General features: G+C 43.0%; 5 protein-coding genes. All 5 read right to left on the reverse strand.

Annotated elements, in window-relative coordinates:
• Positions 1 to 129 precede the first annotated feature (129 nt).
• Entirely contained in the window at positions 130 to 3195 is a 3066-nt protein-coding gene (locus tag TOI97_RS10430; protein ID WP_321554064.1) for a UDP-N-acetylmuramoyl-tripeptide--D-alanyl-D-alanine ligase, read from the reverse strand.
• Between the two features lie 60 nt (positions 3196 to 3255).
• Entirely contained in the window at positions 3256 to 4476 is a 1221-nt protein-coding gene (locus TOI97_RS10435) for an HlyD family type I secretion periplasmic adaptor subunit (protein WP_321554065.1), read from the reverse strand.
• A 27-nt stretch (positions 4477 to 4503) separates the two neighbouring features.
• Positions 4504 to 6690, reverse strand: a complete 2187-nt coding sequence (locus TOI97_RS10440) for a type I secretion system permease/ATPase (RefSeq protein WP_321554066.1) — start codon at positions 6688 to 6690, stop codon at positions 4504 to 4506.
• 2 nt (positions 6691 to 6692) lie between these two features.
• Positions 6693 to 8090: a TolC family outer membrane protein gene (locus TOI97_RS10445; RefSeq protein ID WP_321554067.1), complete on the reverse strand. Its 1398-nt coding sequence runs from the start codon at positions 8088 to 8090 to the stop codon at positions 6693 to 6695.
• A gap of 298 nt (positions 8091 to 8388) precedes the next feature.
• Complete coding sequence (locus tag TOI97_RS10450) at positions 8389 to 11766, reverse strand: BapA/Bap/LapF family prefix-like domain-containing protein (RefSeq protein WP_321554068.1); 3378 nt, start codon at positions 11764 to 11766, stop codon at positions 8389 to 8391.
• Between the last annotated feature and the right edge of the window lie 1248 nt (positions 11767 to 13014).

Here is a 13014-nt window from a genome sequence, read left to right on the forward strand (position 1 = left end):
GTCAAAAGTGAAATAGGTATCGATTATAGCGAGGTCGAGAGAGAAACGCACAGGAAGATTAACACTACTGAAAAGCTCGGCAAACATTGACTAAAAGATAAACCTTCAATGCTGCGTACATGCAACACTTCATTGTTTGAAAACGAGGTGATCTCGCAACTTTTTGAAACCTATTGAGTTTGACGCCTTCATAAAAACATGATCATGATCTTCTAGCCAATCATCGATGTTTTCAATTATTTCTCTCACGGTTGGGAACCATGCTTTTCTCACAACAGCCAGCTCACGACTGGTAGATACTTTACTCCACAAGCTATGCATCAGTTCACCACATAAAATAATTTTATCGGGGCGAGCTTGCACCAAACTAGACAACAACTCTTTATGATATGTAATACTATCCAAACCGAGCTCTAACATATCACCCAAAATTACAAACCTAGTTCTCCCCGATTCAAGCGAACTTACAGCTTCAATCACAGCTCGCATAGATATAGGGTTGGCATTATAAGACTCATCATAAAGTGTGATTTTTTTACCATTAAAACTCAGCTCACTCACTTCACCACGCCCTGCTAAAGGCCTAAATGTTTTAAACACACTTAAACATTTTAACCAATCTATTTTAAGAGCCTGCATAGTCGCAAACACACTTAATGCATTGAGCACCATATGTTTATCTTTAAGCCCAATATCAAAGTATAAGCTGCGCTGTTCCCAACTTACCTGCACTACAGTGCCTTGCCTCTTGACAAGCTGAATATCGTTTTCTGCACCTTCCCCATAAGTAATGACATTTAACCCTTTCTTTTTAGCCTTACTCAAAAATATATCTTTATGCAAAATATCACCAAAAAGCACTAGCGTCCCACTAGGCAACATTGCTTCCATAATTAAAGCTTTTTTCTGTGCAATGGTGCGTGTATTCTGATGATACTCTAAATGTGCGGGCGCTATATTGGTGATGAGGGCCACCTGAGGCTTTACTAAGCTTGTATTAACAGCCATCTGTCCAACAGCCATTTCTAACACCCAATATTCCGAACTGCTTGACATATTGAATACATTCCAAGCAATACCTACTGGTAAATTAGCACTTTTTTTCGTTCCTTCAGCACTACCAAACATAGACAGTGCATGAGTCAACATAGCTACAGTTGTCGTTTTACCTGCGCTACCAGTAACCCCTACTACCTTTCCTAAAAAAGCATTACGCGCTGCTGTTCCCAGTGCTAATACAGCCGCTCTAATACTTTTAACTTGTAAGACCGGAACTCCAAGCTCTAAATATAGCGTTGGATCTGTACATACGATCCCAGACGCTTCATCTGCAGCTAACTGCTTTATCACTATATCGGATAAATAACCTCGGTCTAATGCGCCACGCGCCATTAGCAAATGGCCAGACTCGAATAAGGACTTGTGAGTACAAACACCTGTGACCTTAAAGTTACCTTCTGGTGCCACGACCCACTTGCCACGAGTCACTTGAGCTAAACTTACTGGTGATGAAATATCTAAACACTCATGTTGTTTACGTTTCAAATACTTCCTATACGCTACATACCCAGACAAATAATGCTCAACATCATCAATGCGCACCCTAAATGTATGATGGCGAATAAAAAAACTGCCCAAAATTCGTGAAGGGTTTTTAAAGAACATAGCTACTTCAGGGTAAAAGAAGCCATTAAGCAAATAACGAGCACGATACTCTAGTGCATGATAAAACTTATCTAGATCAAAATTTTCTAACAAATACACAACACTAGCATCATTCTGCATACGCTCAATCATGCGCTGCGCAGCCATCATCAACTCAAGTAAGGTTGGGTAAGTAGTGATACGAGTTAATACAAAGTCCAAATGATCGCGAATATTATCCAAACCAAACTTGTAATATTTATGATCAGGATTATATAGTGTCAACTCATTGACACAGTAGCTGAGCCAGTGATCGTGGGCTTTCCAGTGTTCTTGCTCAATAAAATAATCAAAAGCTTTTTCGACTGAGGCTAACCAACGCGGATCTTTAGTAATGCCGTATAAGCGCATCAGCCCAAAAGCAGCTTCACCATCATAATAAATAATACGATTTTCTGCTTTTAAGCTGAGGTCTGGATAATTGAGAATATGCACATACTGCCCAGTATCTGGTTTTTGCATAAATACAATACCTATGGCGAGCTGCTCCATGAGTGCTAAGTACTGCTTATTCCCAGTAATTTCTGTGTATTTAGCATAAGCTAAAATACACACAGCGTTACCGCCTAGTTTAATTTCATCATCCAAATCAACCAAAAAAGCAGCTGTTGTTCCATCTGGCAACTCAACCCTTTTAATTAACTGATGTGTTAAATAATCCAACGCACGATCAATAGCGCGCTTCTGCTTACGCTCTTGAGTGACCTCCCAACCTTCTAATAAAGCATAGGTGCTGCTGGCATGACGCAAAGCATTATAAGTTGGAATGGCACGGTCAAAGCATGGAAACCAACCGTAGTGGTATTCTCCATCATTCTTTACCTGCTTAGACAAATACTCTGTACTAGTCGTAATAATTTCGGTAACTGTTTCTGTGTCCCACTTTTCTACAGTGCGATACCCGCTATTACGTCCTTCAGGCTCAATTACATGAGTTTCTTTACCGTCAGTGAATACTCCTCGCGTTTTAAAACACCAAATTACATCCTGCTCATGCACAGGCCACTCGAGCTCACGACCGAAGCGTTTTTTCCCGTAGTTTTTAAGATTTACAGGATTGGCTGTTGCTACACTGATATCTGTTTTATACAGTAACGCATTGGCATACAGCTCATGCTCTAGCATTGCAGTTTTAAAATCAGCTGTTAAAGACAAGCCAAAACGAAAATAATTACGTTTTGTCCGTTCTAACCGTGCCTTAAGATTCCGCCAAGCCAACGCTTCAATGCTATGCACAGCCTCAACCCTAAGCCAAACTGGCGCATGCATTCTTTTCAAACGCCATTTTTTTAATGCCGCAACCCCTCTGGCCCAGCTTTGCTCAAAATGCGTGCCAGTAGCAATTTCTATATGCGCCCTTTCACGCCCATTCGAAATAACGAAGAATAAAATACTTTCAGGATGATCTGTAGAATAGTTTGCTACTGGGCATTCACTTAGCGCAGTTATAAGCTTTTCTTTTGCACGTACTAATAATCGATTAAACGACATGAAATATCCTTATCACTGATGCTACACGAGCATCATTGCCACACCACTAAACATTTTAACTCAGCGCTCACGCATGGCTTCTTTAGCTTGATTGATAGGCTTCATCAAGTAGTCAAAAACAGTTTTCTCTCCGGTTTTAATATCTACTGTGGCAATCATTCCCGGCACAATAGGATGAACCCCACCCTGTTCTGTTACCAAGGCATCGGTCTGTGTGCGAATAAAAACGCGATAATAGAAAACTTCTGGTTTGGCTTCATCTTGAATGGTATCTGGTGAAATAGTAATCACTTCTCCCTCTAAACCACCGTAAATTGAATAATCATAAGCGGTGATTTTTACTTTGGCTTCTTGGCCTGGATAAATAAAAGCCACATCTCGTGGTGAAATACGCGCTTCAATCAAGAGCTGATCATCTAAGGGTACAATTTCCATCAACTGCCCATTAGGTGGAATCACACCGCCACGAGTAGTTACTGCAACATCTTTAACAATACCCCGTACTGGAGAACGTAAAGTTAGGCGTGATAACGAGTCTTCACGACCTCGAATCACTGATTCTAAGGAATCCGCTTCAGCTTTCGCTTTAGCTAGCTCTTCACGCGCCATCACCATATATTCTGAGCGGCGATCAGTGAGTTTCAGGCGCAATTCAGACACCTGACGCTGCAACTTCAACACTTCCACATTACTAGCAGCCCCAGCTTTTGCTAAGGACTGAGTTAAGCGCAACTCTTCTTCTACTAAACGCAACGATTGCCGTAGCCCAGCCAAAGACTCTTCTAAACCACGCTTACGTGTTTGAAAGAGTCGAGTTTCTGTATCAATCAGATGTTGATATTCTTTCAACTCTTCAGGGAACTTTAATTTAGTCTGATTTACCTCTGCCTCTAAGCGCGCAATACTTGCTAAAGCAGCACGGTACCGTGCACTACTCTCTCCTACTGTTGCCTCAGTCTTGGTCAGATCTAGTTGAGCTAAAACTTGCCCCGCATCCACAATATCGCCCTCACGGACAAACAGCTCAGAAATAATCCCCCCCTCTAAAGACTGGATCACTTGCTCTCTAGAGGTAGGTACAACCTTACCTGTTCCCGTAGAAACCTCGACCAAAGAAGCAAAATAAGACCAAATTAAAAAACTGAGTAACAAAAATACAAAAACCCAAATAATACGGGACGACTTTACAATTTCAGCCTCATCAACTTGATCATTGTAACGGCGCTTATCTTCATCATAATCAAGCAGAAGAATCTTATCTTCTTGAGCTACATTACTCATACGAGTTCCTTTAGATAAAAATTCAGCTTAAGCCTTGGTAGCGGCTCTAGTTTTCCCTGACAATCGCGCCAAAGCATCCGCTTTTGGAGCGTCCAACACGATCTGTCCGTTATCAACCACAATGATGCGGTCAACCATGTTTACTACACTCATTTTATGGGTTGCGACAATAAAAGTTTTATCTTGTACCCAAGGCTTAAGCTGAGCGAGAAACAATTTTTCAGTTGTGTCATCCATTGCTGCTGTAGGCTCATCCAGTAACACTACATTTGGATTGCGAATCAATAAGCGTGATAACAATAACGACTGACGCTGGCCACCAGACAAACCTGAGCCCCCTTCAGCAATGACATGATCTAAACCTGATGGTAGTTTCTGAATAAACTGCAATGCACCTGTCATATGCAACACTCTTAACATGTCTTCATCACGTGCCATTGGAGCCCCAAGCATAAGGTTTTCACGAATCGTGCCATGAAATAAAGCTGCATTTTGGCTCATCAAACCAACGTCACGACGCACGTCAGCAGGATCAATATGAGCTAAACCTACCCCATCCAATGTCACTACACCGCTTTTAGCTTCTAACATTCCAGATAACACTTGCAGCAAGGTTGATTTACCTGCACCGTTACGTCCTAACAAGGCTATTTTTTCGCCCTGTTGAATCTCTAACTGCTTCAATTTGAGTGCCGGTGCTGGGCTATCTTCACCGTAGAAAAATGTTGCTTCTTTAATGCTGTAATTACCATTAATCACTGTCTTATGAACTTTCTTAGCACCATCCGGATTATCAACTGGAAGCTCCATCAGTTGGTTGATGCTGTTGTAAGCGACCTTAGCTTGCTGCCAGCGATTTAAAACTTGGGTTAAACCCGCCATAGGGCCTATCATGCGTGAGCCTAAAATAGAAGCCGCAATCAAAGAACCTGTAGTTAAGTCCCCCTCAATAACCATCGGTGCACCAAATAATACAATCACAGCAAAAGCTGAGCCCTGCACGCTTTGCGTCCAAGAGCTAAGATTATTGGTTAATGAACGCAGACGCAGGTTTACGTCAGCTGAGACGGCATTATAATTATTCCACTGTGTCTGAAAGCGCTGTTCTGCTTGTAAAGTTTTAATGTCTTCATTACCTTGCACTGCCTCAACTAACATTGCATTACGCAGTGAGCTCTCACGCATGGCAGAGTTAGCATATTCACGCAACTTACCTTGTGCTAACAAACCCGGTACCACCATTAAAATAACTGCAACAACGGGAATCCACACTAAAGAACCAGCTAAGTACCAAAACACCCAGCAAAATAATAGAAAGAATGGCATATCGGCAAACGCCGTCACCGTTGTCGATGTGAGCATCTCCCGTACATTATCTAGCTCACGCACTTGCGAAATAAAGGTACCTGTTGAGCGAGGACGAGATCCATTTTTAATACGCAGAGCATGCCCAAAAACACGGTCAGAGATTCTTAAATCGGCCCGCTTACCGACCAAATCCGTGATCCGTGCCCGCATGTTACGCATCACAAAACCAAAAATAATAGCTACGATCACACCTGAAAATAGCACATAAAGCGTAGAGTAAGATTCAGCTGGTATCACACGATCATATACTTGGCGAGTAAATAAAATACCTGCCAGTCCTAAGACATTAACCACAAAAGATGCAATAAAAATATGGCCATACGGGCGCCAATCCCTTAGCACTAACTTTTTAAACCAGCCTTGATCATGAGGTTTAATGTAATCATCAATACGCGCATCAGGTACTGTATGTGAAGGGCGCAATACAACAGCTAGGTTCACATTATCCAACAATGTTTGTTCGCTGATACTGCTTTTGACGCCCTCATCACCGCAGTAAGTAATACCAACCTGACCTTGTTGGTCGAGGGTATCAACTACTGCCACTTGTCCATCAGTAAACTGCACGACTAAAGGTAAACGCCAACTGGTCAGCACACTCTTTTTTAATTTAACCACGCTTAACGTTAAACCCGCTTGACGTGCCATACCACGTAATACGTCGCTCATCGGGCTATCTTGCAACCAGTGGCTAGCCAAAGAAATGTTCTCTTTAGAACACTCTAAGCGGTAATGTTTGGCAACTATTAAGATGGACTCAATCCAAGATGTATAATCAGCTTGAGGCTTTTTCATCACTTTAGCTTCATTGGAGGCAAGCGCATCAGCCTGTTTTTGATCACTCATGATTAATAACCATCCCCAGTATTAAGCGCAAAAGCATCGCGCAGTCCTGCTGTATTGTATAAACATTCAACTTGCAATCGTTGCAAGTCCAACTGAGCATTTTTTCTTTCCATACGTGCTTGGTGGATTTCTTGCTCAGTATTAAGTAAATCCAGCAAGGAACGTGTTCCTAAAGAAATATATTGTTGGCGATAAATGTTTTGCGTTTCAATGATGCTTTTAATTCGACTATCCAAAACAGATAAGCGTCGTTCATAACTGGCAGCTTGAGTAGTCGCCTCCTGCAAGCCACGAGAGATTTTTAGTAACGCTTCATCTCTAGCAGCGTCTGCAGCACGCAATGCATATTCAGCTCCGCGCTTACGCGCTACTGTGGCACCACCTTGATACAGATCTACATCAAAATTTAAGCTAGCGGTATAATCCGTACGATCGCGACGGTTGCCTGTAGTCACCTCGCGATCACGCGTATTTAAATAATGCTCCACGCCTGCATCCAAACTTAAAGTTGGAAAAAAGTCAGCCTTACTGGCTTTGATATTGGCAAGAGCCTCTGAACGTTGTGCATCCGCCATCATAATTTCCGGTACATTATTTAGACTTTCAACATTGACATAGCACGCCTGCGCCAAACTTGTTGGAGCACCAGCTAAAACTTCTGGCGGTACCGTTGACCCTACGAGGTTTTGTAAAGTGCGCTTCCACATATCCAACTGTGAAATCAACTGCAACTCAGACGCTAAAGCTGCCTCACGACGTGACTGTGCTTGCATTTCATCTGAACGAGTACTAGCCCCCATTTCTGCACGTTTCTTAGACAGCATTAAGAGATCAGTCACACCTTCAACTTGTTCTCCCGCAATGCTCACCAATTCTTGATAGCGCCGTACTTCTAATACAGCAAGAGCTGTTTCCCGAGCCAACTCATCAATCACACGCAAAGTATCTGCTTCAGAACGTTCGACCCCATACTCAGCAGCCTCTACATGACTAGAAACCTTACCAAAATCATATAACAGCTGTGATCCATTAATGGTAAAAGCCTCTTCCGAGCGCCCATCCGAATCACGGTAACTAGTCTTAAAGCCAGAACGCACTTGAGGGTAATAAGCAGATTTTGCAAAGTTAACTTCTTCACCTTGCTGACTTGAACGCTCTACAGCACCGGCAACCATTGGGTGCCACTCAATAGCACGCTGTACAGCTTGTTTCATATCCAACCGCCTTAATGCTAAAGGCGCTTTTAAGGTGCTACTAGTGACTGCCATATCAGGCAATAACCCATTATTTGGTGAAGCATGAAGTCCTACAGGCAACAACAGTGAAAAAGCAAGGATGGCAGAAGATTTCAACTTAAAAGTTGAAAGCAATGACTTAGGAATACTTTGAGCTTTCATCATAATGCTGTGCCCTTCAATGATTATCTTAAAATGCAATATTCTACACAATTATTCAGTTTATAGAGCCAATTACTTAAAAGTGATAACTAGCCAAGTGTATATCCTTATGACTAATTACAATTATAAAAACTAATTAACGTGTTGCTAAAACACGAAACAGTCAGTCACAAATTTTACGATCACGCCAACAAGGCCCACCTTTCTATAACTATTAAGGTATTTATGCACTAGTGGAAGGGCTAACATCCGATAAAAAAACACCGGGCATTTAGCCCGGTGTTTTTCCTAGCAACGGCTGTTAAATTACAGCATAAGCCTGACCCAACAATTCATCTAATGGATCAGTTACCTGTTCGAAAACAAGTAAATCATTTGCACTTGCTTCAGGCAGTCCCTGTTCTATGCCGTTCGCCTCACTCAATTGCAGCCAACTATCACCTTGCTCAGCCATGACTATAACGTCACTTAAGTTGAGTGATAAACCTGAATCTAGCGACTCAAATTCTGCTAAAACAGGGGTCTCTTGCAATAATGACGAAACATCAGCAAGCAGTGGCGCACCTTCACTCTGAACAATCCCCCCTAAGGTATCAGCGGTGTTCAGTAATCCTGCTACTGCAAATGCTTGTGGTAACGCAGATAATTCACTGCCATGCGCTTCTAATGCTGCTAAATCAACCGATTTGCCGCCCAAAAGTCCACCTAGCAAACCGTTATTACCAAGTAATCCACCAAGCAGGCCTTCATTACCAAGCAGACCGTTCAACAAGCCTCCGTTACCACCACCTAACAGGCCGCCCAACAACCCACCAAGAAGACCTTCATTGCCTAACAAGCCATCAAGTAAGCCTCCATTTTCACCACCTAGCAAGCCACCTAATAGACCCTTATCACCTAGCAACCCGTCGAGCAAACCCGCATCTCCAGACACTCCAAGCAAACCATTGAGCAAGCCACCAACTAGCCCTTCATCGCCTAGAATATTACCTAGCAGACCGTTTTCTCCTAACAGACCACCAAGCAAACCTTGATCTCCTAGAAGCCCACCAAGTAGCCCTTGATTACCACCTAACAAACCACCTAATACGCCCCCTTCACCTCCAAGGAGACCACCAAGCAATCCGTTGAGCAAATCATTAAGACCGGCACCTTCACCACCTAGCAAACCGCCAAGCAAACCGTTCGGTCCAATTAGGCTACTTAACACACCTTGCTCGCCTAGCAGGCCCGATAGCAAACCACCTTCAGAACCTAAAAGCCCACCAAGTAATCCTTCATTACCTAATAGCCCATTAAGCAACCCACCCTCTGTTAAACCTCCCAGCAGGCCACCGCCACCTAATAAGCCACCAAGCAAGCCCTGCTCACCTAGTAAACCATTTAGAAGTCCACCAACTAAGTCGCCATCTTGCCCGCCAAGTAGACCGCCAAGCAAGCCCTCTCCGCCAAGCAAGCCTGAAAGCAAGCCGTTACTACCTAACAACCCATTTAACAAACCACCATCAGTAGCATCGCCAATATTGCCTAAATTGAGTAAGCCAGACAAAAGTCCTTGCTCACCTAGTAAGCCTACCAGCAAGCCACCTACCAACCCGTTCTCACCTAACAATCCTTCAAGCAGGTCTCCGCCGAGCACGCCACCTAGAGCATCACTACCTAGCAAACTGGTTAATATTCCGTTCTCACCAAGTAATGCATCGAGCAGCTGCCCAACAGGCCCATCCCCTGCTAGAATTGCACCTAAAACTTGATCACCGAGCAAGCCTTGCTCACCTAGCAGCCCCGTAAGAACACCATCTTTACCCAACAGCTCAGTGAGCAATCCACTCACTAACCCTTGCTCTCCTAATAAAGCATTTAATACCTCACCAGCAACCGTATCTAACCCCAATGGGCCGAGTAAGTTGTCGACCAATGGCGTCAATATACCTTCTAGCGTTTCTAACGCACCGCCCAATATCCCCTGAGAGCCAAGCAAAACAGCCAATAGACTGTCTTCGTTTAACAAGAGCCCATCAAGTAAACCGTTTTCGCCTAACAAACCACCGAGCAAGACGTCTTCACCAAGCAAACCATCCAGCAAAGAGCCTAGCAAAGCGTTATCAGCCAATAACTCACCAAGCAGGCCGTTTAAGACCCCGCCTTCTGCTAATAAACCACCTAGCAAACCATTTTCACTTAATAACTGCCCAACGAGCCCATTTTCATTTAAGACAGAACCTAACAAACCGTCCTGTGCAAGCAGACCACTCACTAGACCCTGCTCTGCAAAGAGTCCTCCTAAAAGAGCACTTTCATCAAGTAATTCAGTTAACAGTCCATCTAAGTGTCCACCCTGACCAACTAACTCACCTAAAGGTCCACTTAAACCCAAACCTGCTAAAAGTCCTCCTAAGAAACCTTCTTCATTAAGCAGCAGATTGGTTATACCATCTGTAACAAAGTCAACTTGTAAATTAAGCGCTTCGAGTAGTTTTGAACCAAGCTCACCCGGAAACAAATCTTGCAGCAAAGGATCTAATAACTCACCAACGCCGCTAGTAACTTGCGCAACTACATTATCAACAGAGTCTAAAGCGTTAGGATCTTCCACCTTAAAGTCTGTGCCTAATAAAGGTTTTAAGACATCACTTAGACGATCGGTTAAGTCATCTGTAACACCAATAACATTGCCAACGGTACCGTTTATACTGGAAACTCCAGTCGAACCAAGCAAATCATTCAATCCTGTCAGGAGCGAGCCAGCCAATTCTTGGCTAGGATCCAATAGTTCATTAGAGTTATCAGCGTCAGAATCGCTATCTGAATCGGAGTCACTGTCTGAGTCGGAGTCGCTATCTGAATCGGAGTCGCTATCTGAATCGGAGTCACTGTCTGAGTCGGAGTCACTGTCCGAATCGGAGTCACTGTCTGAGTCGGAGTCGCTATCTGAGTCGGAGTCACTGTCTGAGTCGGAGTCACTGTCTGAGTCGGAGTCGCTATCTGAATCGGAGTCGCTATCTGAATCCGAGTCGCTATCTGAATCGGAGTCACTGTCTGAGTCGGAGTCGCTATCTGAATCGGAGTCGCTATCTGAATCGGAGTCGCTATCTGAATCGGAGTCACTGTCTGAGTCGGAGTCGCTATCTGAATCGGAGTCGCTATCTGAATCGGAGTCACTGTCTGAGTCGGAGTCGCTATCTGAATCGGAGTCGCTGTCTGAATCATCACTACCAACATAGCTACCCGATGACGAGCCACCACGCTGATAGTTATCCACGACTACGCCAACTCCTAATACTGCCAGCCCAAAAATAAGCCAATCAGGTAACCCCTCGCTAGACTCAGCAATAGAGGCAACACCAGCTTCATCAGCAGAAATTTCAGTAAATGTAAACTCAGATGACATAAAATCGTGTTCGCCACGCCATAACACACCATTTTCATCTTCGAGAACAAGCTCGTTTAGTGCATCATCGTCCTCAAATTTAGTAAAGAAGTTTTCAATTGTGACTTCTTTACCTGGCTTAACTGTGATGATCAAATCACTACCAACTTGTTCATAAGTTATGACATCTCTTGGTCCAAATGGCATTTTCACTAAGCTAGTAGAATCAAGCGTTACCTTATCCACCCAGCCCAAGTTCTCCAATTTACCAGAGCCTTTAGCAACTACACCGATAGTCTGACTAGTCATACTTTCCTCTAATTTCAATAATCATTCTAATTAAAGATATTAAAATGAATAAATAATCTTATATATCTTGCCAAGTAAACAGCTATTCATCTACAAGGTAAGCGCCCCATACAAATCTTAAAATAATCAATCTACAAAACAGTTAAAAATGTCACGCACAAATGAATTGTAGAAACCCCCGCACAAATAAAGACAACAAATTTAAATCTTTATATATAGACAGTTAGTTATATACTTCGACATCAAAGTCAAGCGATATAATATACAAAAAACAACTTATAACCACTATCAAATACAACTAACACTATGTATATAAGTAACGACTATACCGATAGAAAATCTGAGAAAATTAGAGTTGATGATTGATAAAATCTGAAAAAATTCAGATAAATATTATCCAGAGAACTGATTGAACCAATCTTATGATAAAGTAAAAGTTATAAATTTATTTTAATAGAGCCTGCCGGCAAGAGTAGCTGCAGCATATACCCCTTGCTGCCAGTCAAAATATTAAGCGTCACATTACATTGGCTCAGCAACAAAACATGCAGTCGATATACCACTTAGCTTCGTAAGCAATTCACAAAAATATAGTTACAAACACGCAATGAATGCAGGAAAGCTCTTAATAGAACAGCAATATAAACCGCACACAATCTTTTCACTGTAGTCCAGATTTAACAGTTAATTACTATACTTTTGTCGCCCTGACAGCAGGTCATTGCAGGCTAGAATACAAATTAAGTACTGCACTGTAGCTTGATTCGAACAGGGCCTGCGCTGAAGGTGAGCTAGGAAGGTGAGTCATCAGACACGGTTAAAAGACAAGGATGGTTGCACGCAAGAGCCCTTAAGGACACTGATGTTTTGAGCGTTATGGCTAAGGAAGGCTGTATTGAGCGCTCTCAGGAAGAGAATGCCACTCAAGCGTTGAGTTGCCCCTCCGAATGTACATATCAGAACGTGGCGCTGCTCGGGCTGGATGTTACAGTGCAGTACTGACTTCTATCTGCTATCTGCTATCTGCTATCTGCTATCTGCTATCTGCTATCTGCTATCTGCTTCTAATTGTTCGTCCTTTATTTTGCGCACGGCTGATTCAGTCTGCATTATCCTGCAGCTGCTGTTTTTTCTGGGCATAAAAAAACCCCAGTTCATTTCTGAACTGGGGTTTTGCTGTATAAGCTTGACGATGACCTACTCTCACATGGGGAAACCCCACACTACCATCGGCGATACATCGTTTCA

The organism is Denitrificimonas halotolerans (genome assembly GCF_034259425.1).
Lineage (GTDB): Bacteria > Pseudomonadota > Gammaproteobacteria > Pseudomonadales > Pseudomonadaceae > Denitrificimonas > Denitrificimonas halotolerans.